This window comes from Kiritimatiellia bacterium, from assembly GCA_018001225.1.
Classification (GTDB): domain Bacteria; phylum Verrucomicrobiota; class Kiritimatiellia; order CAIQIC01; family JAGNIJ01; genus JAGNIJ01.
In genome coordinates, this window is sequence record JAGNIJ010000001.1 from 257,171 (window position 1) to 277,522 (window position 20,352).

The 20,352-nt window shown below is 68.0% G+C and carries 23 protein-coding genes; all 23 read left to right on the forward strand.

Going from position 1 to position 20,352, the window contains the following annotated elements:
* The first annotated feature begins 57 nt into the window (after positions 1–57).
* Positions 58–807: a hypothetical protein gene (locus KA248_01035; GenBank protein ID MBP7828479.1), complete on the forward strand. Its 750-nt coding sequence runs from the start codon at positions 58–60 to the stop codon at positions 805–807.
* Positions 808–890: 83 nt separating this feature from the next.
* Positions 891–1,187, forward strand: coding sequence for a hypothetical protein (locus KA248_01040; protein ID MBP7828480.1), 297 nt, complete (start codon positions 891–893; stop codon positions 1,185–1,187).
* A 16-nt stretch (positions 1,188–1,203) separates the two neighbouring features.
* On the forward strand, positions 1,204–2,028 hold the full coding sequence (yidD, locus tag KA248_01045) for a membrane protein insertion efficiency factor YidD (GenBank protein MBP7828481.1): 825 nt from the start codon (positions 1,204–1,206) through the stop codon (positions 2,026–2,028).
* Positions 2,028–2,891, forward strand: coding sequence for a hypothetical protein (locus KA248_01050; protein MBP7828482.1), 864 nt, complete (start codon positions 2,028–2,030; stop codon positions 2,889–2,891). Before yidD ends, KA248_01050 begins: the two co-directional genes overlap by 1 nt.
* A gap of 154 nt (positions 2,892–3,045) precedes the next feature.
* Positions 3,046–3,774 (forward strand): DUF3108 domain-containing protein, encoded by a 729-nt coding sequence (locus KA248_01055; protein MBP7828483.1) that lies wholly within the window; start codon positions 3,046–3,048, stop codon positions 3,772–3,774.
* Positions 3,771–4,610 carry a hypothetical protein gene (locus KA248_01060; protein MBP7828484.1) on the forward strand — a complete coding sequence of 280 codons (840 nt, stop codon included), beginning with the start codon at positions 3,771–3,773 and terminating at the stop codon, positions 4,608–4,610. The genes KA248_01055 and KA248_01060 overlap by 4 nt, the downstream gene beginning before the upstream one ends.
* The gene (gene holA / locus KA248_01065) at positions 4,607–5,773 is read left to right on the forward strand and encodes a DNA polymerase III subunit delta (GenBank protein MBP7828485.1); all 1,167 of its coding nucleotides are present in this window, start codon (positions 4,607–4,609) and stop codon (positions 5,771–5,773) included. Before KA248_01060 ends, holA begins: the two co-directional genes overlap by 4 nt.
* 91 nt (positions 5,774–5,864) lie before the next feature.
* Positions 5,865–6,992: a 3-deoxy-7-phosphoheptulonate synthase gene (locus KA248_01070; protein MBP7828486.1), complete on the forward strand. Its 1,128-nt coding sequence runs from the start codon at positions 5,865–5,867 to the stop codon at positions 6,990–6,992.
* Positions 6,993–6,995: 3 nt separating this feature from the next.
* Positions 6,996–7,817, forward strand: coding sequence for a DUF3108 domain-containing protein (locus KA248_01075; GenBank protein MBP7828487.1), 822 nt, complete (start codon positions 6,996–6,998; stop codon positions 7,815–7,817).
* Positions 7,783–8,805 carry a carbohydrate kinase gene (locus KA248_01080; protein MBP7828488.1) on the forward strand — a complete coding sequence of 341 codons (1,023 nt, stop codon included), beginning with the start codon at positions 7,783–7,785 and terminating at the stop codon, positions 8,803–8,805. Before KA248_01075 ends, KA248_01080 begins: the two co-directional genes overlap by 35 nt.
* A 241-nt stretch (positions 8,806–9,046) precedes the next feature.
* Positions 9,047–9,799, forward strand: a complete 753-nt coding sequence (kdsB, locus tag KA248_01085) for a 3-deoxy-manno-octulosonate cytidylyltransferase (GenBank protein MBP7828489.1) — start codon at positions 9,047–9,049, stop codon at positions 9,797–9,799.
* Between the two features lie 207 nt (positions 9,800–10,006).
* On the forward strand, positions 10,007–10,831 hold the full coding sequence (gene kdsA, locus KA248_01090) for a 3-deoxy-8-phosphooctulonate synthase (protein ID MBP7828490.1): 825 nt from the start codon (positions 10,007–10,009) through the stop codon (positions 10,829–10,831).
* Positions 10,815–11,321, forward strand: coding sequence for an LPS export ABC transporter periplasmic protein LptC (lptC, locus tag KA248_01095; protein MBP7828491.1), 507 nt, complete (start codon positions 10,815–10,817; stop codon positions 11,319–11,321). Before kdsA ends, lptC begins: the two co-directional genes overlap by 17 nt.
* Positions 11,318–11,827: a hypothetical protein gene (locus KA248_01100; protein MBP7828492.1), complete on the forward strand. Its 510-nt coding sequence runs from the start codon at positions 11,318–11,320 to the stop codon at positions 11,825–11,827. Before lptC ends, KA248_01100 begins: the two co-directional genes overlap by 4 nt.
* Complete coding sequence (gene lptB / locus KA248_01105; protein ID MBP7828493.1) at positions 11,808–12,569, forward strand: LPS export ABC transporter ATP-binding protein; 762 nt, start codon at positions 11,808–11,810, stop codon at positions 12,567–12,569. Before KA248_01100 ends, lptB begins: the two co-directional genes overlap by 20 nt.
* 24 nt (positions 12,570–12,593) lie before the next feature.
* Positions 12,594–12,950, forward strand: coding sequence for a ribosome-associated translation inhibitor RaiA (gene raiA, locus KA248_01110; GenBank protein MBP7828494.1), 357 nt, complete (start codon positions 12,594–12,596; stop codon positions 12,948–12,950).
* A 6-nt stretch (positions 12,951–12,956) separates the two neighbouring features.
* Positions 12,957–13,895, forward strand: coding sequence for an HPr(Ser) kinase/phosphatase (gene hprK / locus KA248_01115; protein MBP7828495.1), 939 nt, complete (start codon positions 12,957–12,959; stop codon positions 13,893–13,895).
* A complete protein-coding gene (locus KA248_01120; GenBank protein ID MBP7828496.1) occupies positions 13,892–14,185 on the forward strand; it encodes an HPr family phosphocarrier protein in 294 nt (97 codons plus the stop codon). Before hprK ends, KA248_01120 begins: the two co-directional genes overlap by 4 nt.
* A 4-nt stretch (positions 14,186–14,189) precedes the next feature.
* Positions 14,190–15,971 carry a phosphoenolpyruvate--protein phosphotransferase gene (gene ptsP, locus KA248_01125; protein ID MBP7828497.1) on the forward strand — a complete coding sequence of 594 codons (1,782 nt, stop codon included), beginning with the start codon at positions 14,190–14,192 and terminating at the stop codon, positions 15,969–15,971.
* Between the two features lie 45 nt (positions 15,972–16,016).
* Positions 16,017–17,195, forward strand: a complete 1,179-nt coding sequence (gene metK / locus KA248_01130; GenBank protein MBP7828498.1) for a methionine adenosyltransferase — start codon at positions 16,017–16,019, stop codon at positions 17,193–17,195.
* A gap of 142 nt (positions 17,196–17,337) precedes the next feature.
* Positions 17,338–17,691: a hypothetical protein gene (locus tag KA248_01135; protein MBP7828499.1), complete on the forward strand. Its 354-nt coding sequence runs from the start codon at positions 17,338–17,340 to the stop codon at positions 17,689–17,691.
* A 247-nt stretch (positions 17,692–17,938) separates the two neighbouring features.
* A complete protein-coding gene (locus tag KA248_01140) occupies positions 17,939–19,153 on the forward strand; it encodes a hypothetical protein (GenBank protein MBP7828500.1) in 1,215 nt (404 codons plus the stop codon).
* A 26-nt stretch (positions 19,154–19,179) separates the two neighbouring features.
* A complete protein-coding gene (locus KA248_01145; GenBank protein MBP7828501.1) occupies positions 19,180–20,352 on the forward strand; it encodes an SLBB domain-containing protein in 1,173 nt (390 codons plus the stop codon).

Below are 20,352 nucleotides of genomic sequence, written 5' to 3' on the forward strand. Positions count from 1 at the left end.
GAAGCTCGCGCTGATACATGTCTCCGGCGTTGCGAAACGACTGAACCGGGAGAGGGCGTGAGACGCATTTTATGGGCCTGCCTGCTCGCGGCCCTGTGGCAGGACGCGGGGGCGCAGACACTGGCCCAGCGGGTGCTGGCCGCGTACGACGCCGTACACAGCGTCAGCTGCGAGGTGCGCCGGGACACGGAAACGGCCGGCGGCAATTCCAGCCGCGCCTTGAGCCGGGTCTACTACCAGCGCCCGGACCGCCTTCACGTAGAGAACGTTACGCCCGTCAAGCGCCGCATCGTTTCCGACGGGCAGACGTTCTTCAGCTACATCGAGGGCGACCCGAAAGGATTCTCCCGGCCGGTTTCGCAACTCAACGAGGAGATGACGATCCAGCTCCGCAAAGTCCCCGGCACGGCGATGGATCACCTGATGAAAATCGGTGATGCCGCTGAAGCGGAACTGCCCGCCGCCGGGGAGTTCCCGGTTCGCCGCGGATACGAGGTCGGCCGGCTGTTCGTGGTTCTTTCCGCCGATCCCGAGGGCCGCCTCGCCCGGATCGAGTTCTTCGATTCCCCGGAGATGAACAACCGGACCGCCCAGTACGAGTACAGCGCGTTCCAGGAGGCCGCGGCCGGCGCCTGGATCCCGTGCCTGCACCGGGGCACGCTGTGGGCGGGCGGCGTGGAGACCCGCGAGACGGTGCGCATCGGCAACCTGATTGTCAACGGGCCGATCGCGCCGGGCCTCTTTGTCGCCGCGCCCTTTTTCAAGGGCGTCGAGTTTGTGGACGATTTCGGGAAAATCTATGAATAACGGGCGGCTCGCACGCCGCCCGCAAAAAAGCTTGCGCGCGGGATTTGTAAACGTAGAGTAGAACCTATCGGAAAGGAGAAAGCATGAAGAAGATGATCGTCGGAATGTTGATTGCGGCGTTTGTTCTGGCGGGGATGGCCCCGGTGCAGGCGGCGGATAAGGGCGCGGGCCGCGGCGGCTTCATGGGCTTCATCGCGGGCTGTTGCTTCGGCATCCGGGCCGGCGCGGCGTACAACGATGGCAAGGAAATCCACTGGCGCGAATGGATCATGCTGGTGCCGATCGTCAGCATCGTGGTGGCGATCTGGAACGGCATCGACGGCGCCAACGGCGTGACCAGCGCCGATTACGCCAAGCAGTACGGCGCGACCTACTACTAAGACCGGCCGTACCGTCATGCGTACGAGGAGGATTCCGGGTGGACGACCCGGGATCCTCCTTTTTTTTCTCGCGGCGCGGCTGGGCGCGGCGGACGGCGAGCTCGCGCGGGAGCTTTTCGAGGAGGGCCGCTGGACCGAGTGCGCGCGCGAAAGCCGGCGCGTCCTCCTGGCCGATCCGGGAAACGAAACAGCCGCGCTCCAGCTCGCCGTCGCCCGGCTGCGCCTCGGCGGAACCGACGGGCAATCGCTGGCCGCCTTGACGGCCGCCCGCGATCCGGAGATTCGCGCCGCCGCCGCGTACGAACTGGGCCGGCTGAACTGGGCCGCGGGCGATCCCGCGGCCGCCTTCACCGGGCTGCGGCAGGCCTTCCTGGAAACGCGCGCCCAGCCGCTGTCCCTGCGGAGCGGCTGCTCGCTGCACGAGCTGCTCCGGGCTTTTCCAAACCTTGGAAAAAACGACCCCGCCCTCGTCCAAACATTGGAAACCTGCCGGCCGCTCTGGAGCCGCGAGCTCCGGGCGGAATGCGCCGCGCCGGAAGCCGCCGCCCGCCGGGAGGCGTGGCTCTCGAAGCCCGGCCGCTGGATCGTCTCTTTCTACCGCTCGCAGATTTCGCCGGCCATCGCCGCCCGCTGCTCGCTGGAACCGAGCTGCTCGGCCTACTTCCTTGCCGCCAGCCGCGCGCACGGCCTGCTCGGGCTGCCCCTGATCGCCGACCGGCTGGTCCGCGAGCCGTCCGTCGTCGCCGCCGGCCGGAACCCGCTTCCGGAAGGCGGCGCGCCGCGTTTCGCCGACCCGGTCTCCAATCACGATTTCTGGTTCCATGCCGGGGGAGGTGAATGATGGTCTCGCGGACTTGGAACATCTTCGCGGTCCTGGCGTGGCTGGCGCCGTTCGGCGCCGCGGCGCAGGGCTCCCCGGGTCTGGCGTTGGAACTCGCCGCGGAGGGCGACCACGCCGGCGCGGCCCTGGAGTACCGCCGGCTCGCGGGCGACGCGCCGTCCGGCGAGGCCCGGGGCGGCTGGTACTGGGCCTCGGCCTACGCATACTGGAGCGCGGGCGAATACGAACTCGCGGACCGGATGCTCAATCGCGCCGAGGACGCGCAGCCCGCCCTGGGGACGCCCGCGCTGCTCCTGCGCGGCGAGAACGCCCAGTCGGCGCGGAAGTGGGCGGAAGGCGATTTCTATTTCGAGAGCGTCCTGCGCGGCGGGGGCGGGGACGACGAGAAGACGTTCGCCAGCCGCCGGCTCGCCGTCGGCCGGCTGCGGCAGAAGGATCCGGCCGGCGCGGCCGCCGCGCTGGACCGCGCGCCCGTTCCCCAGGCCGCCGCCCGCGCCGCGCTGGAGGCATACACCCGCGGCCGGGACAAGAGTCCGCGGGTCGGCGGCCTGCTCGGGATCGTTCCCGGCTTCGGCTATTTCTACGCAGGCGAATGGGCCAGCGGCGTCCGCTCGATCCTGCTCAACGGCCTGTTCCTGTTCGGCATGGTCGACACGGCGGACAAGGACCAGTGGGGCGCCTTCGCGGTCATCACCTTCTTCGAGTTCACCTGGTACTCCGGCAGCATCTACGGCGGCATCGACGGCGCGCACCGCTACAACCGCGACCGGCTGGAAGCGGCGGCGGGCGGAATCGGCGGCGCGGCCGGATTCGCGCCTGACCCCGGCGGCCTGCCGGCGATCCGGCTGAACTTCCGGTTCTAGTATCGCGCCCCCTGCCGGCTTGTCCGGCAGGAGCGGAAGGCGGGGGCTGCCGCGCGGGACGCGGCGTCCCCCCGCCTTGTTCACCGGCGAGGCAAGCTCGCCGGGGTACCGGTTTGTGTTGAACTCCCGCGCGCCTGCCCATAACGTCCCCGGTATGCGTTGCCGCATTCACCGCCTGATCGGCCTGGGGGCCCTGCTTCTTTTTTCCGCGCGCGCCTTCGCCGCGATGGAGGAAACACTGCGCTACGAACTGGTCTGGGGCCTGATCCGGGTCGGCACCGCCGAGGTGACGACGCGGCTCGTCGAGGAGGAGGGGCGGCCGCTGCTCCGCTTCCGCTTTACCGCGAAGAGCAATCGCTGGGTGGAAAAAATCTATCCCGTCGAGGACTGCATCGACAGCTTCATCGAGCCGGAAACCGGGCTGCCCGTGAAGCTGGTGAAGAAAACGTCCGAGGGCTGGTTCCGCTGCGACGACGAACTGCGGTTCGACCGCGAACGCGGCGTGGCGGCCTGGGTCGACCACGTCCGCGGCACGAACACGGAGTATGCCGTCGCGCCGGGCGCGCACGATTTCTTTTCCCTGATGCGCGGCATGCGGGAACTCGACCTGCGGCCCGGGCGCGAGGACCGCGCGACGATCGCCGCCGACGACCGGACGCATAACCTGGTGATCCGCGTGGAGAGGGAGGAGCACCTTGCCCTGCGCGGCGCGCGGGTCCGGGCGTACCGGCTGCGCATCACCAGCGAGCAGGAGGGGCTCTTCGTGCGCAAGGTGCCCGGCGCGGTCTGGATCACGGCCGAGCCCCCGCACACGGTGGCGCAGATGCAGGTGCGGGTGCCCGTGGGCAGCGTGCGGGCGGTGCTGCTGGACGAGTCGAAATGAAAAAGGCCCTCGTATTCATGGCTTGGGTGCTGGCCGCGGGCGGGAGCCTGCACGCCGCGTCCTCCGCGCCCGCGGGCACGGGCTCGTTTTCCCCGCTGGCCCGGCAGCTCTGGAAGGCCGGCGGGCCGGGCTGGGTCCGGTCGGAGAAGGACTCGTTCCACGTCTACGGCCGCTCGCCGTGGGAGGTGGCGGATGTCCGGGCGGAGGCGGAACTGGCGTGGGAGGCCATCGGGGAGAGCCTGGGCCCCGATCCCGCGCCGCGCCCGGCGCGGATCTTCGTCGTCGGCGACCGGGCCCTCTGGGACCGCGTGCTGCGCGGCGCGGACCGGCGGAGGGACAGCCTGGCGATCCAGGCCGGCGACGAGATTTTCCTCCTGCGCGAGCCGGATACCGAGGCGGACCGGGGCCGCCTGCCGCACGAGCTGGTGCATCTCAAACTGTGGCGGCGGTTCGGCGACCGCATCCCGCTCTGGCTGGACGAGGGGATGGCTTCCCACCTGGGCTGGGCCGCGGCCGCGCGGGTGGCGCGGGCGGGGCGGACGCCGCTGAACCGCGCGAAGCCGTATTACGCGGCGGCCCAACTGCAATCGCCGGACGCGGTCCAAGCGGTCCGGACCTACGACGCGATGGGGCCGGCGTTTTACCGGCAGGCGGAGGAAATGGTGGCCGCCGTCGCGCGGCGCGCGGGCGACGGGCGGCTGGGCGAGTTCGCGGAATCCGTGGCGCTCGCGGGCGTTTCGTGGCAGGATTACCTGAAGCAAATGGGCCTGTCCGACGTCGAAAGGGAAGACGCGGAAAAGGAAGCGCGGGATCGTGTGACCGGGAAGACGCAATGAAGGCGGGCGCGGAAAAAACAAAGAAAACGGCGAAACCGGCCGGCGGCGGCGCGGAGCGCAAGGCGGTCTACCTCGTGTACGGCGAGGACGAGTACCGCGTGCGCACACGCGCCCGGGAACTGGTGGACTCGTTGTGCCCGCCGGCCGAGGCGGCGTTCGGGCTGGAGGTCATCGACGCCGCCGTCGAGAACGCGGCCGACGGCGTCCTCGCGGTGCGGCGGTGCCTGGAGGGCCTGCGCACGGTGGGTTTTCTCGGCGGGCGGAAGACCGTATGGCTGCGGGACGCGACGCTGTTCGCCAAGGACGTCGCCGAGGACGTGAAGCGGGCGGTGGAGGAACTCACGGGGCAGCTCAAGGCCGGGCTGCCCGCGGGGCAGACGCTGGTGGTCAGCGCGCTGAAGGTGTTCCGCGGCTCGGCGTTCTTCAAGGCCTGCGAGGCCGCGGGCACGGTGGAGGAATGCTCGAAGCCGGACAAGCCCTGGCTGCAGGCGGACTATGCCCGGGGCCAGGTCGTGGAGGCGCTTCGGCAACACGGAGTGAAACCCGTCGGCCGGGCGCTGGATATCTTCCTGGATCGCGTCGGGATGGACACGCGGCAGATCGTCCAGGAGGCGGAGAAGCTGGCGGTGTATCTCGGCGACCGCAAGGACGCGCGCCCGGAGGACGTGCAGGCGATCGTGTCGCTCTCGCGCGAGTCCATGGCGTGGGACCTGGCCGACGCCGTGGGGGCGCGCGACCTGCCGGGCGCGCTGAAGATCCTGCGCCAGCTCGTTTTCCAGGGGGAGAACCCCATCGGGCTGCTGCACGCGCTGGAGTCCCGGTTCCGGGAGCTGATCGTTTTTCGCGAGGCGCTGGACCGCGGCTGGGCGCGGCCCACGGGCGAGGGGTACGGCCGGAAGCTCGCGTGGCGGGAGGGCCCGGAGATCGACGCCGCGCTCAAGGCCCTGGGCAAGGACCCGCGCGAGGGGCACTGGTTCCGCGGCATGAAGCTGGCGGAGCAGGCCCAGCGTTTCAGCCTGGCCCAGCTGCGAACCGGCCATGCGATCCTGGTGAAGACCCACGAGGCGATGGTCAGCTCGGCGGTTCCCGACGCGCTGCAACTGGAGTTGCTGCTGCTGCGTTTGCTGGCGCCCGGCTCGCGGGACGCTCGCCCTCCAGGTTGAAAATGGAGGCCGCACCTTTGCGGGCGGGCATGACAGCCGGCGGGAAACGTGCTAAAGTCCATCGATTTTTGAATAGCCGCGGAATGAAATCATGATCCTGATCCTGCAGCCCAACGTGGACCTGGAGGGGCCGGAGTACCGCCACCTGTCCGAGGCCCTGGCCCTGCTGCCGAACGTGCAGACGCGGGTGCACCACGTCAGGGGCGCGCAGCAGACGCTGACGGAAATTTACCTGATCGGCGACACGAAGCTGCTCTCGATGGAGGACATGCGCAACCTGCCGTGCGTCGAGAGCGTGGTCCGGGTCTCGCAGTCCTACCGGGTGATCGGCCGCCACAAGGACGACCACCGGGCGACTTCGTTCGAGTATAACGGGGTGCGGTTCGGGCAGGACACCTTGCACGTCTTTGCCGGGCTCTGCGCGGTGGACCACCGCGAGAACGTCGAGCGGATGATGAAGGCGCTGCGGGACCACGGCCAGGTCTGCACGCGCATGGGGGCGTACAAGCCGCGGACGAATCCCTACTCGTTCCAGGGCCACGGCGCGCACTGCCTGCCGTACGTGTTCGAGCTGGCGGGCCGCTACGGCATTCGCGTGATCGCGATGGAGATCACGCACGAGGATCACATCGACCAGATCCGCGCGGCGCTCGACGCGGCGGGCCGGCCGACGGGCGTGATGCTGCAGATCGGCACGCGCAACGTGCAGAACTTCGAACTGCTCAAGCACGCGGGCCGGCAGCAGGAGTTCCCGATCCTGTTCAAGCGCGGGTTCGGCATCACGCTGGAGGAATCGCTCAACGCGGCCGAGTACCTGGCCAGCGAGGGCAACCAGCGGATCGTCTTCTGCCTGCGCGGCGTGAAGACGCACATGGGCGACCCGCACCGGAACCTGGTGGACTTCGCGCACGTCCCGGTGGTCCAGCGCCTGACGCGCCTGCCGGTGTGCATCGACCCGTCCCACTCGGTCGGCGGGCGCGGCCGCGCGCCGGACGGCCTGCTGGAGGTGTTCCATGTCACCGCGCAGGGCGTGGTGGCGGGCGCGAACATGGTGCTGGTGGATTTTCATCCCGACCCGGACCGCGCGCTCGTGGACGGGCCGCAGGCGCTGCACATGGACGAACTGGGTCCGTTCCTGGAGGATGTGCGGATCGCGCGGGAGGCCTACGAGCGGCGGCTTCAACGCCGGGCGGCCCACAGCGGTCCAAGCGGTTCCTGAAGCATGAAGAAAGCGCTTACAGCGGCGGGGTTCCTGGCGCTCGCGGCCGCGGGGTGGGCCCGCGCGGCGGAGCCCCTGCCCGAGCTCTGGTTCCCCGTCGGCGAGAAGCTGACCTACCGCATCTACTGGGGCGTGTTTAAGGTCGGGATCACGACGGCCACCACGGGCTGGGTCGAGGAGGACGGGCGCACGCTGCTGGCCATCCGGTTCCGCACGCGCACCAACCGGATTCTCGAGAAGCTCTATCCCGTGGATGACTTCCTGGAGGCGATCATCGACCCGGTGACCTTCCTGCCGCTCCGGTTCACCAAGCGGCTGAAGGAGGGGCGCTACCGCGCGGATGAGACCACGGAGTTCGACCACGCGCGCGGCGTGGCGCGCTGGCGGTCGAACATGACCGACAAGAGAAAGACCTTCGACATCGAGCCCGACACGCGGGACGTCATCTCGTTCATGTACTTCATGCGCTCGCGCCCGCTGAAGATCGGCGACACGGTCCACGCGCGGGTGATGGCCGACGAGAAGCTCTACGACCTGTACGTCAACGTCCGCCGCCGGGAGAACCTCAAGCTGCCGGAGATGGGCCGGCGGCAGAGCGTCAAGCTGGAGCCGGAGGCGGCCTTCAACGGCTTGTTCGTGCGCAAGGGCAAGCTGTGGATGTGGGTCTCCGACGACAAGGACCGGTTCTGCACGAAGCTCGCCGCGAAGGTGCCCGTGGCCAGCGTCTCGCTCTGGTTGAGCAAAGTCGAGATCGAGCCCGACCGGGTCGTGACCGGCGACATAGGGGAAGATGAACTCGAGGTGGACGATGAGCCTCCGTCCTGAACGCGCGCGGGATCTGCTGGCGGCCTTCCCGCGGCAGCGCATCCTGGTGATCGGCGACCTGATGCTGGACCGGTATATCTACGGGTCCGTTCACCGCATCTCCCCCGAGGCGCCGGTGCCCGTGGTCTCGGTGACCCGCGAGAAGAGCATGCCGGGCGGCGCGAGCAACACCGCATGGAACATCCAGTCGCTCGGCGGAAAGACCGTGATCGGCGGCATGCTGGGGAAGGATGCCGCGGGGGCGGACCTCAAGGCGGTGCTTGCCGGCGGGGGCGTCGGGCTCGAGGGCCTGCTGGAACTCGAGGGCTTGCGGACCACCGTCAAGACCCGGATCATCGCCGAGCGCCAGCAGGTCGTCCGCGTGGACTGGGACGACCACGTGACCGTTGGCGAGCCGACGGCAAAAACATTTTGCGGGCTGATTGAGCGCGAGGCGCGGCGGGCGACGGGGATCATCATCGAGGACTACGGCAAGGGGGTGGTCCGCCAGGCGGTCGTGGACGTCGCGCTCAAGGTCGCGCGCGAATCGGGCATCCCCGTGGGTATGGATCCGAAGGAGAGCCAGGAGCTCGACGTGCGCGGCATCACGCTCGCCACGCCCAACCGGCGCGAGGCCTTCCACCTGGCGGGCGCGCCGGAGACCCGCCCGCAGGCCCATCCGCTTGAGGACCAGGCCCTGCTGGACGTGAGCGAGCGGCTGCTGGAGAAATGGCGGGCCGCGCAGATCCTCGTGACGCTGGGCCCGCAGGGCATGCTGCTGCGCGGCCGGGCGGGCGAGTTGCATCACGTGCCGACCCGGGCCCGCGAGGTATTCGACGTCAGCGGCGCCGGCGACACCGTGATCGCGACCTGCGTCCTGGCCCTGGCCGCGGGGGCGACCCCGATCGAGGCCGCCGAGTTGGCGAACTATGCCGCCGGCGTCGTCGTCGGCAAGCTGGGCACCGCCACGTGCACGCCGGAGGAACTGCTGGCGCATATGGGGAAGTGAAGAGGGAATGGTGAATAGTGAGTGGTTTTTCTTGTCCGGGACACCATACGTGAAAAGCGCATGTAACATGTTTGTTTTCAACGCCCAACGCCCAACGCCCAACGTCCAGATTCCAAGGTCCGGAGCGGCTTCCATCGGACGTTGGAAGTTGGATGTTGGTTGTTGGACGTTGAGGTCTCATGGCTGTTTCCATCCGGCCCCTGGGACCGGCGGCCCAACTGAACCCTGAATCCTGAACCCTATGACCCTTATTCTCGGCATCATCCCTTCCCGGTACGCCTCGGTCCGTTTCCCCGGCAAGAGCCTGGCGCTGATCGCGGGCAAGCCGCTGGTCCAGCGCGTGGTCGAGCGCGTGCAGCTCGCGAAGCGGCTGGACGCGGTCCTGGTCGCCACCGACGACGAGCGCATCGCGGCGGCGGTCCGCCCGCTCGGCGTCGAGGTGGTGATGACCGATCCCGCGTTGCCTTCGGGCACGGACCGGGTTGCCGCGGCCGCGCGCGGGCGCGGAGCGGACATCGTGATCAACATCCAGGGCGACGAGCCGCTGGCCGACCCGGGCGTGATCGACCGGCTCGCGGAGGTCATGGCGTCGGAGCCGAAGTGGGACATGGCCACGCCGGCGTGCCGGATGGAGGACGGGCCGGAGGTGGACCAGCCCGCGATCGTCAAGGTCGTCTGTGCGGCGGACGGTGCGGCGCTGTACTTCTCGCGGTCGCGCATCCCGCACATCCGGGACGCGGCGGACGCCCGGGGCGCGGGGCCCGTATACTGGCAGCACATAGGGATTTACGCCTACCGCCAGGCGGCGCTGGAACGGCTGGTCGCGGAGCCGCCGTGCCGGCTGGAGAAAATGGAGAAACTGGAGCAGCTCCGCGCGCTGCACCTCGGCTACCGGATCAAGGTCATCGAGGCCGCCCGGCCCGGTCTGGGCGTGGATCTGCCGGAGGACGTGGCCAAGGCGGAGGAGAGGTTGAAGGAAGAGAGTGAATCGTGAATGGTGAATTGTGAATGGTAGCGCCCCGATTTGAGACACCATCCGTGAAAAGCGCGTGTACCATAATTGTTTTCAACGTCCAACGCCCAACGTCCGACACCCAACTTCCAAGGCGTGGAACGGCTTCCATTGGACGTTGGAAGTTGGATGTTGGTTGTTGGGCGTTGACTCCGTTTCCCCCTGAACCCCGAACCCTGAACCCTTCTTATGTCCACCATTAAAACCATCCGAGTCGGGAACGTGCCGGTGGGCGGGCGCGCGCCGCTGGTTCTCATCGCGGGGCCGTGCGTGATCGAGAGCCGGGCGATGTGCCTGGACCTGGCGGGGCGGCTGGCGCGCTGGTCGAAGAAGGCCGGCGTGCCGCTGATCTTCAAGGCCTCGTACGACAAGGCGAACCGGACGTCGCACCGCTCGTTCCGCGGGCCGGGGCTGACACGCGGGCTGGAGATCCTGGCGGAGGTCAAGGAGCGCTTCGGGCTGCCGCTGCTGGTGGACGTGCACCACGAGACCGAGGTGCCGCTGGCGGCGCGGGTCGCGGACGCTCTGCAGCTCCCGGCGTTCCTCTGCCGGCAGACGGACCTGGTGCTGGCGCTCGGCGAGAGCGGGCGCGTGGTGAACATCAAGAAGGGGCAGTTCCTCGCGCCGTGGGACGTGCGGCACGTGATCGCGAAGGTCGAGAGCACGGGCAACCGGAAGATCCTGCTGACCGAGCGCGGCGCGAGTTTCGGCTACAACACGCTGGTGGCGGACCTGCGCAGCCTGCTGGTGCTGCGGGAGACCGGCTACCCGGTGATTTTCGACGCCACGCACAGCGTCCAGGCGCCGGGCGGGGCGGGGGACCACACGGGCGGCGACGCGCGCCACGCGCCCGCGCTGGCGCGGGCCGCGGTGGCGGCGGGCTGCGACGGGGTCTTCGTGGAAACGCACGTCCGGCCGGAAAAAGCCTTGTCGGACCGCGAAAACGCGATACCGTGGTCCGCCCTCGACGGACTGTGGAAACAACTGAAAGCGATCGATGACGTGGTGGACTGACAGGAACAGGGAGGGTCGGGGTCCATCCCGACCTGGGCCGGCGTGGAAGCCGGCCCTCCCGGCGCTGGCCCTGGCGTTCGTGTTCTGGGCCGCGCCGGCGCGGGCGCAGTTCGGTTCGACCGGCGCGGTGCAGACCGTCTCGGGCTTCAAGGTGCCGGACTACGACGAGAACAACAACCTGAAGAGCATCCTGTACGGTGACTTCGCGCGCGTCCGCCCGGACGGGATCATCGAGATCACGAACCTGAAGATCGAAATGTACAAGGAGGGCGCCGTGGAGATGACGGTGACCTCGCCCAAGTGTATTTATAACCAGAAGGACAGCACGGCCCGGTCCAACGAGGACGTGGAGATCCTGCGGGAGGGCCTGCGGATCACGGGGACGGGCTTCTGGTGGAACGCAAAGCAGGAGCGGTTCGGACTTTACAGCAAGTCCCGCGTGGAGATCCGCGGGGTCAAGGGGAGCATGGAATCGGGAGGGCTGCCATGAAACGTTTTCTAATACTGGCCTGCGGCCTGGCGCTGGTCGCGCCGGCTGCGATCGCGGCGGAAGCCGAGCCCGCGGCGGCGGCCGCCGCCGAGGAGCAGGACCCGGCGACGGTGATCACCTCGGACCGGCTGACGTTCGACGCGAAGCAGCGGGTCGCGCTGTTTGAACACAACGTCCTGGTGACGGACCCGAAGATGCAGCTGGCGGCGGACAAGCTGACGGTGTCGTTCGACGAAAAGGGCCAGGCGAAGGTCATCAAGGCGGAGGGGCGGGTGACGATCACGCAGCTCGACCGCTCCGCCCAGTCGGAGATGGCGACGTACGACGTGCCCACGGGGAAGATCGTGCTGACGGGCAAGCCGCGGATCACGCGCGGGCGGGACGTGCTCGAGGGCGACGTGATCACCTACTGGCGGAACGAGGATCGAATGATTTGCCAACCCGGCGCCCGGCTGCTAATCTATCCTGAAGAGGGCGGCGTGAAGGATCAGTTCAGAGGAGAATAAGCGCGTGGCGTCGCAAAGCACTGGACTGGTCGAGGCCCGGCAGATCGTCAAGGCCTACCGCGGCCGCCGGGTCGTCAACGGCGTGGACCTGTCGGTCCAGCGCGGGGAGATCGTCGGGCTGCTCGGCCCGAACGGCGCGGGCAAGACGACGAGTTTCTACATGATCGTGGGCCTGGTGCGCCCGACGGCCGGGCAGGTGTATTTCGAGGGGCGGGAGGTCACGCGGATGCCGATGTACCAGCGGGCGCGGCTGGGCATGGGCTACCTGTCGCAGGAGCCCTCGATCTTCCGGCGGATGACGGTGGAGCAGAACGTCCTGGCGATCCTCGAGACCCTGCCGATCACGGCGCGCGAGCGGAAGCGGCGGCTGGGCGAGCTGCTGGAGGAGCTGAAGATCGGCTACCTCGCCAAGCAGAAGGCCTACACCTTGAGCGGCGGCGAGCGGCGGCGCCTGGAGATCACGCGCGCCCTGGTGACGCGCCCGTCGCTGATCCTGCTGGACGAGCCGTTCAGCGGCGTGGACCCCCTGGCGGTCTTCGACGTGCAGCAGATCATCATGGAGCTCAAGGGGCGCGGGCTGGGCATCCTGATCACCGACCACAACGTCCGCGAGACGCTGTCCGTGGTGGACCGGGCGTATCTGATCTGCGAGGGCAAGGTGCTGCGGGAGGGGACGAGCGATTTCCTGATCAACGACCCGATGAGCCGCGAGCTATATCTGGGGCCGCGGTTCAGCATGTGAACCCAGAATGAAAGGAGACCGGCAGTGCACATCAGCGTGACAGGACGGCACATCGAGATCACCGACGCGATCCGCGACTACACGCACGACAAGCTGCAGCACGCCCTGCTCGACTACCCGCGCGTCGAGAGCGTGCACGTCATCCTGGACGTCGAGAAGTACCGCCACCTGGCCGAGGTCGTGGTGCAGGCGCCGAACCACGTGCGGGTCGAGGCGAAGGAGGAGACGAACGACCTGTACGCCTCCATCGACGGCGCGGTGGAGAAGGCGGAGAAGCAGCTCCGGCGCCACCGGGACCGGGTCACCGATCACAAGAGCCGCGAAGGCCTGGCCGCGCTGGAGCTGGACGCGCAGGCCAAGGAGGGCCCCGGCGCGGGCTGACCGGGCATGGCCATCACCGTCCGACAGTTCCTGGATTCCGGCGCCGCCAGCCTCGGGCTGGCGGTGGCGGCGGGCGAGAAGTACCTGGACCGGGCCGTGCCGGAAGAGGTGATCAACCGGCCCGGCCTGGCCCTGGCGGGCTTCCTGCGCTACTTCGCGTTCCGGCGGATCCAGGTGCTCGGGCTGGCGGAGATGACCTACCTCCGGACGCTCTCGGACCATGAGCGGGCATCGCGGCTGAAGTTGTTTTTCGAGAGCGAGATCCCCTGCGTCGTCGTGACGCGGCACCGCCACCTGTTTCCCGAGATGGAGGAGATGGCGGAGGCGTGCCGCGTCCCGGTGCTCAAGACCGCCATGGTCACGAGCCGCTTCGTCAACGAGGCGACGATCATCATGGAGAACCTCGTGGCCCCGCGGCTGCGGGCGCAGGGGACCATGGTGGACATCCTCGGCATCGGCGTGCTCATCGAGGGCAAGCCGGGGGTCGGCAAGAGCGAGACCGCGCTGGCCCTCATCGAGCGCGGGCACAGCCTGGTCTCCGACGATCTTACCGTCTTGCGCCGGGACAGCAGCGGTGCGATCATCGGGTCGGCGGTCGAGATCACCCGCTACCACATGGAGATCCGCGGGCTGGGCCTCATCCATGTGCCGAGCCTCTTCGGCGTGGCCTCCATGCGGAAGGACATGCGGCTGGACCTGATCATCCGCCTCCGCCGCCCGGAGCCGGGCGAGGAGGACGAGCGGACGGGGCTGAACCAGCAGCACCGCGAGGTGCTGGGCGCGCGGATCCCGTTCATCACGATCCCCGTGGCGGCGGGCCGCGACATCGCCCACGTGGTGGAAGTGGCGGCCCTGAACCAGAAGCTCAAGCAGATGGGCCACGACGCGGCGAAGGAACTGGACGAGAAACTGATGAAGGCCCTGGCCCGGCAGCAGGAAACATGAACGCGAACCGGACAGACCCGGCGCCCCTTTCCCGGGAGATGACCATCGTCAACAAGTACGGCATCCACGCCCGGCCGGCCGCGCTGTTCGTCAAGACGGCCGGCCGCTTTGCCTCGGAGATCCTGGTGGAGAAGGAGGGCGCGGCGGTCTCCGCCAAGAGCATCATGGGCCTGCTGACCATCGAGGGGAGTTTCGGCTCGGTGCTGAAGCTGACGGCCACGGGGCCGGACGCCGCGGAGGCCCTCGACGCGCTGCAGGAACTGATCGAGAAGAAGTTTTACGAGGACTAGTCCCATGGCGGAATCCATCCCCACGGCCCGCGCCGAGATCGAGCTCCAGGGCATCGGCGTGTCGCCCGGCGTTGTGATCGCCGCGGCGCTCCTCGTGACCACCGAGGAGGAGCGGCTGGTCGAGCGGGAGATCGCGGAGGAGGAGATCCCGCGCGAGATCGCCCGCTTTGAAGAGGCCCTGATCGTCACGCGCCAGCAGATCCACGAAATCCAGCAGAAGGTTGGTGACGCCATCGGCCGGGAGAGCGCGAGCATTTTCGACGCGCACCTGCTGGTGGTGGACGACCGCTCGTTTGTCGAAGAGGTGATCCGCGGGTTGGGCGGCCAGCGCCGCAACGTGGAATCCGTGTTGAGCGTCGTGGCGGACCGCTATGCCCAGGCGCTCGCGCGGCTGGAAGACGACTACCTGCGGGAGCGCGCCGCGGACGTGCGCGACGTGACCCGCCGCATCCTCCGCAACCTCGCGGGGCGCAGCGCCTCCCTGTTGAGCCGGCTGGACCGGCCGTACGTCATCATCGCCAACGACCTGGCGCCGTCGGACACCGCCACGCTCGACCGCGGCAAGGTCCTCGGGTTCGCCACCGACCTGGGCAGCCCGACGTCGCACACGGCGATCATGGCGCGCGCCCTGTCCATCCCGGCGATCGTCGGGCTCCACGACGTCAGCGTGCGCGTCTCCACGGGCGACCAGGTGCTGATCGACGGCCACAAGGGCCTCCTCTACATCCATCCCACGCGCGAGCGGCTCGAGGCCTACGGCAAGATCGCCGAGGCCCGGCAGACCATCCAGGCCCGCCTCGCCGGGCTGCGCGACCAGCGGCCCGTCACGCGCGACGGCTACGAGATCGCCGTCTCCGCCAACATCGAGATGCCCGGCGACGTCGACTCCGTGCTGGCCGCGGGCGCGAGCGGGGTCGGGCTGTTTCGCACGGAGTATCTCTACCTCTCCATGCAGCACCTGCCGACCGAGGACGAACAGGCGGCCGCCTACGAGGAGGTGGCGCGCCGCGTCGCGCCGGCCCCGTGCGTCATCCGTACGCTCGACCTCGGCGGCGACAAGTTCCTCTCGCACCTCAAGACGCCGTCCGAGCTCAACCCGTTCATGGGGTGGCGGGCGATCCGCTTCTGCCTGGCGCAGCCGGACATCTTCAAGACCCAGCTGCGCGCGATCCTGCGGGCCAGCGTGCACGAGAACGTGAAGATCATGTACCCCATGGTCAGCAACGTCGGAGAGGTCCTGCGCGCCAATGCCTTCCTGGAGGAGGCCAAGAGCGAACTCCGCCTGCGGGACGTGCCGTTCAACGAGGCCGTCGAGACCGGGGTGATGATCGAGGTGCCCTCCGCGGCGATCACCGCCCACCTCATCGCGCCGCACGTCGCCTTCTTCAGCCTCGGGACCAACGACCTGGTGCAGTACACGCTGGCCGTCGATCGCGTCAACGAGCGCGTGGCTTATCTCTACGAGCCGACGCACCCCGCGATCATCGAACTGATCCGCAACACGATCCGGGTGGCGCACCAGCACGGGATCTGGGTCGGGATCTGCGGCGAGATGGCCGGCAACCCGGTCATGGCCCCGCTGCTGCTGGGCCTGGGCGTGGACGAGTTGAGCATGAGCCCTTCCGCGATCCCGATGGTGAAGGAAGTCATTCGCCGCCTGCGGTTTGCGGAGGCCGAGGGGCTTGCCCAGAAGGTCCTGCCGTCCGTCATGGCCACCGAGGTCCTCGAGGCCTGCCGGGAACTGACCCGGCGCGTGGCGCCGGATGTGCTTGAACTTGTCGGTTGAACAGGGCACAGTATCGGCCCCAATTCAACCCGGAAGGAGCCAAACATGTCGCAGCATTCGTATCTCTTCACGTCCGAGTCGGTCACCGAGGGCCATCCCGACAAATTGTGCGACGGCATCTCCGACGCCGTGCTGGACGCCTGTCTGGCCCAGGACCCGAAAAGCCGCGTCGCGTGCGAGTCGCTCGCCAAGACCGGCATGGTCGTCGTCGCCGGCGAGATCACGACCCGGGCCGTCGTCAACTTTTCCGATGTCGTCCGCGAGAAGGTCCTGAAGACCGGGTACACCAGCTCGGACATCGGGTTCGACGGCCACACCTGCGCCGTGATCGTCGCGCTCGACCGGCAGTCGCCGGACATCGGGCAGGGCGTGGACGCGAAGAAGGCCGAGGGCAAGGCCACGGCCGAGCAGGGCGCCGGCGACCAGGGCATGATGTTCGGCTACGCCTGCGACGAAACGAAAGAGCTCATGCCGATGCCCATCATGCTGGCGCACAAGCTCACCCGCGGCCTGGCGCGCGTGCGGCGCTCGGGCGCGCTGCCCTTCGTGCGGCCGGACGGCAAGTCGCAGGTCACGGTGGTGTACGAGGACCACCGCCCGGTGCGCGTGGACACGGTCGTGATCTCCACGCAGCATGCCCCGGACATCAGCCACAAGAAATTGAGCGAGGCCATCATCGAGGAGCTGATCAAGAAGGAGATCCCGGCGAAGATGCTGGACCGCAAGACCCGTTTCCTGGTCAACCCGACGGGGCGGTTCGTGGTCGGCGGGCCCCAGGGCGACTGCGGCGTGACCGGCCGCAAGATCATCGTGGACACCTACGGCGGCATGGGCCGGCATGGCGGCGGGGCCTTCTCGGGCAAGGATCCGAGCAAGGTGGACCGCAGCGCGGCCTACATGGCCCGGTACGTGGCCAAGAACATTGTGGCCGCCAAACTGGCCCGCCGTTGCGAGGTGCAATTGGCCTACGCCATCGGATATCCCGAGCCGGTTTCCGTGCTCGTGGACACCTTCGGCACGGGCATTGCGCCGAACGCCAGGATCGAGAAGGCGGTGCGCCGCGTGTTCGGGCTCAAGCCGGCCGAGATCGTGAAGGGGCTGAATCTCCTGCGCCCGATCTACGAGGCCACGGCGGCCTACGGCCATTTCGGCCGGACGGCCGGCCTGGACAACTTCACGTGGGAAAAGACGGACAAGGTCGACGCGCTGCTGGCGGCGATCTGATCCGGCCCGGGCGGCACCGGTCAGGGCCTGTGCGGCGGGAGAATCACGCCGGCGGGTTTTACTTGCTATTCCGCGTGCCGGCAGTAGCATGTACATTTTTATGCAGCAGACGTGGGTGGATGCGGAAGAAAGGAGCGTTTCCGTGAACGGGAAACTGACCTTGTGGATCTGTATAGCGCTTGCCGCCGCCGTGGCGGGACTGACCGGTTGCGCCTCGCCGGGCAAGAATGTCGGCAAGTTGCGTTTGGGCGACACGCCGGACGTGGTCCTCGACAAGATGGGCAAGCCGAACACCGTCCGTGCCTCCAAGGTGTACGAAGACGAAAGCTCGCTGGAAGTCTGGGAATACTTGCCTGGCGTGCTCACCTTTTACCCCAAGGCCTACTGGCTCTGGATGGAGGACGGACGGCTGGTGCAGTGGGGAGAGCCGGGCGACTTCAAGGCCGGTTCGAAGGAAGAAGTCGGCGAGTACAGCGACAAGAAGCGGCTGAACTGACCGTGGGCCCCGTCCTTCCCGGGGATCTCCAGCCCGGGCCGCGACCGGGTGCCCGGGATCCCAGGCCTTGCGCGCTTCGCCGAACCGAACGGAGAAGACAGGGTTGACCCCCCGTAGCCGACAGAACGGACCGCCGGGATTCCGGCCGGCCGGCAGGTTGTGGCGAACCGTCCTCGTCGTGGTGGGGACGGTTTGCGGTTTGGCGGTCTCCGCGCCCGCGCAATTCCTCCGCCTGGGCCCCTTCAGCGTGAGTGCCGAAGCGTCGACGGAACTCATCTACACCACGAACGTCGAAGGAGAGCGGCCGTCCGAGTCCGATAACCGGCGCGAGGACTACTACATTGTCCCGGCGTTGTCGCTTTCCGGTGAGGCCCCTTTCGGCCGCGGCACGGTCCTCACCCTCGACACCAGTTTCGGGATGGAAAAGCACCTCATCCGGACGGACCTGGACAGCGATACGGCGCCGTTCGGCCGTTTCCGGCTGGACAGCCAGACCGCCCTGGCGCGGTACACGGTCAACCTCTACGGCGCGTTCGAGCGGGAATACGCCGAGGAGGAGGGCGTGTACGTGCCGGGCGATCGAAAGACCCGGGACATCACGGACACGACGGAGTATGGGGGCGACGTGGCCTGGACGTGGCGCGGCCTGACCTTGGGCGCGAATTACGACTTCACGGCCGAGCGGCACCTGGATCCCGCGTTTGAGGACGGGGATCGGGATGAAACCAAGCTGGGGTTCGATGCCTCGCTGGCGTTGAGGGAGGATCTGTCAGTCAACTACGACTACGAGCGAACCCTGACCGAGCTGGTGAACGACCCGGAGGACGAGGCCGAGTGGGAAGTGGACGAAAGCATCACCCTGGACTGGAGACTGCCCTTGTGGGAGCGGCCCGAGGTGACGTACAGCGTCGGCTTCGAGCGGGAGGGCGTGGTCGAGGACCCCGAGGAGGAGTCGGGGGAGTGGAGCCTGATTCACACGCTGACGATGGACGGATCGTGGGATCTCTCCTCTTCGCTGGCCTTTTCGATCCGCGCCTCCTACGAGTACGATCACGATCCCGAGGAGGAGGACATCAGCTTCACATACGGGGCCGACGTGCAGCACGAGATCTCCGCATCGGCCAAGCAGAGCCTGTCCGTCACTCGCGAGCCGGTGAAGACGTTCGGATCCAAGAACGACACGGACAGCACCACCGTGGACTACCTCTACTCCAAGGAAGACCTGTTCATTTACGGCCTGGGCTTTTCGGCCGGCGTCAACTGGTCGCGGGACGAGCCCCTGGAGGAGGGGTCGGTGGTCGAGCGGACCTGGACCTACCGCGTCTCCCTCAGGCATTCCCAGGCGCTGTCCCGCAGGCTTGATCGGGATCTCTCTTACGAGTATTCTATGGAGGATTCGAATCTGGAAGACGAATTGCTCGTGGAGCACAGGGTTACCCTGGCCTTTTCCTACACGTTTTAAAGATGGCCTGAAGGCGGATGAAACGCATGTCCATGTGGATGCATAGGTTGTCTCGTTTGGCCGCGCTGCTCCTGCTGGGGCTGGCGGTCGGCGCGCGCGGGCAGGCCCCCACCCTGAACGGGGAGCCCGTCCGCCGGATCATGGCCGGGGACCGCTTGCGCGTTACCGTGCAGGAAGATCCCACGCTGGACAGTGTGTACACCGTGGCCGGGGACGGGACGGTCGACCTGGGGTATGTCGGCCGCCTGCATCTGGAGGAACTGGCCATTGACGAGGCGGCGGACTTTGTCGAGCGGAAGATGGAGGAGACCTTCTTCAAGCAGGCCACGGTGAGCGTGGAGGTTTCGGAGTTTGTGGAAGGCGCCATCCTGGTGGTCGGCGCCGTGGTCCAGCCGGGCTCGGTGCCTTTCCGCGGCGACCAGATGCTGACCCTGATGGAGGTCATCACCATGTCCAGGGGGCTGACGCGCGAGGCGGCCGGCAACGAGGTGCGGATCCTGCGGTGGAAGCCGGGCGGGGGCATGGGCCGGCAGATCCTGACCGTGGATGTGCAGAGCATGCTGGAGACGCTGGATTTCAGCCAGGACCAGTTCCTGCGTCCCCGGGACATCGTCTTTGTGCCTTCCCTGGGGGCCAGCGAGAATCGCAAGGAATTCCTGGCCCTGGGCGCGGTGGGGCAACCGGGCTTTCATCCTTTCACCGAGGGACTGGACGTCATCCGCGCGGTCATGCGGGTCGGCGGCATCAATCGCGAGGGCGTCTGGAGCGCGGCCCGAATCCTGCGGCCCGACCAGGCCGGCGCCTACCAGGTGATCCCCGTGGATCTCGGCAGGCTGTTCGGCGCCGCCGAGACCAGCCTGAACGCGCCGCTGCAGTCGGGCGACATCTTTTTCGTTCCGTTTGCCGAGCAGGCCAGCCGCGGGCAAGTGTACCTGCTCGGCGAAGTGGCCCGGCCCGGCGTCGTGGCCCTCGGCCTGGGGCAGGAGGCCACGCTGGCGCGCCTGATCCTGACGTCGGGGGGCTTCGGAAAATTCGCCAACGAAAGCAAGGTCCGCATCCTGCGCACCGCGCCGGACGGGACCAAGCAGACCCTCTATGTGGACGTGGCGCGCATCCTGAAGGCCGGCAGTTTCGAAGAGGACGTGCCGCTGCAGAACGGCGACGTGGTCATTGTGGCGGAAAAGATCCTGGGCTTCTGA

Excerpts from the sequence above, each read along its gene's own strand:
- KA248_01040 (MBP7828480.1), top strand. The coding sequence starts at position 891 with ATGAAGAAGATGATCGTCGGAATGTTGATTGCGGCGTTTGTTCTGGCG.
- yidD (MBP7828481.1), top strand. The coding sequence starts at position 1,204 with ATGCGTACGAGGAGGATTCCGGGTGGACGACCCGGGATCCTCCTTTTT.
- KA248_01050 (MBP7828482.1), top strand. The coding sequence starts at position 2,028 with ATGGTCTCGCGGACTTGGAACATCTTCGCGGTCCTGGCGTGGCTGGCG.
- KA248_01055 (MBP7828483.1), top strand. The coding sequence starts at position 3,046 with ATGCGTTGCCGCATTCACCGCCTGATCGGCCTGGGGGCCCTGCTTCTT.
- KA248_01060 (MBP7828484.1), top strand. The coding sequence starts at position 3,771 with ATGAAAAAGGCCCTCGTATTCATGGCTTGGGTGCTGGCCGCGGGCGGG.
- holA (MBP7828485.1), top strand. The coding sequence starts at position 4,607 with ATGAAGGCGGGCGCGGAAAAAACAAAGAAAACGGCGAAACCGGCCGGC.
- KA248_01070 (MBP7828486.1), top strand. The coding sequence starts at position 5,865 with ATGATCCTGATCCTGCAGCCCAACGTGGACCTGGAGGGGCCGGAGTAC.
- KA248_01075 (MBP7828487.1), top strand. The coding sequence starts at position 6,996 with ATGAAGAAAGCGCTTACAGCGGCGGGGTTCCTGGCGCTCGCGGCCGCG.
- KA248_01080 (MBP7828488.1), top strand. The coding sequence starts at position 7,783 with ATGAACTCGAGGTGGACGATGAGCCTCCGTCCTGAACGCGCGCGGGAT.
- kdsB (MBP7828489.1), top strand. The coding sequence starts at position 9,047 with ATGACCCTTATTCTCGGCATCATCCCTTCCCGGTACGCCTCGGTCCGT.
- kdsA (MBP7828490.1), top strand. The coding sequence starts at position 10,007 with ATGTCCACCATTAAAACCATCCGAGTCGGGAACGTGCCGGTGGGCGGG.
- lptC (MBP7828491.1), top strand. The coding sequence starts at position 10,815 with ATGACGTGGTGGACTGACAGGAACAGGGAGGGTCGGGGTCCATCCCGA.
- KA248_01100 (MBP7828492.1), top strand. The coding sequence starts at position 11,318 with ATGAAACGTTTTCTAATACTGGCCTGCGGCCTGGCGCTGGTCGCGCCG.
- hprK (MBP7828495.1), top strand. The coding sequence starts at position 12,957 with ATGGCCATCACCGTCCGACAGTTCCTGGATTCCGGCGCCGCCAGCCTC.
- KA248_01120 (MBP7828496.1), top strand. The coding sequence starts at position 13,892 with ATGAACGCGAACCGGACAGACCCGGCGCCCCTTTCCCGGGAGATGACC.
- ptsP (MBP7828497.1), top strand. The coding sequence starts at position 14,190 with ATGGCGGAATCCATCCCCACGGCCCGCGCCGAGATCGAGCTCCAGGGC.
- metK (MBP7828498.1), top strand. The coding sequence starts at position 16,017 with ATGTCGCAGCATTCGTATCTCTTCACGTCCGAGTCGGTCACCGAGGGC.
- KA248_01145 (MBP7828501.1), top strand. The coding sequence starts at position 19,180 with ATGTCCATGTGGATGCATAGGTTGTCTCGTTTGGCCGCGCTGCTCCTG.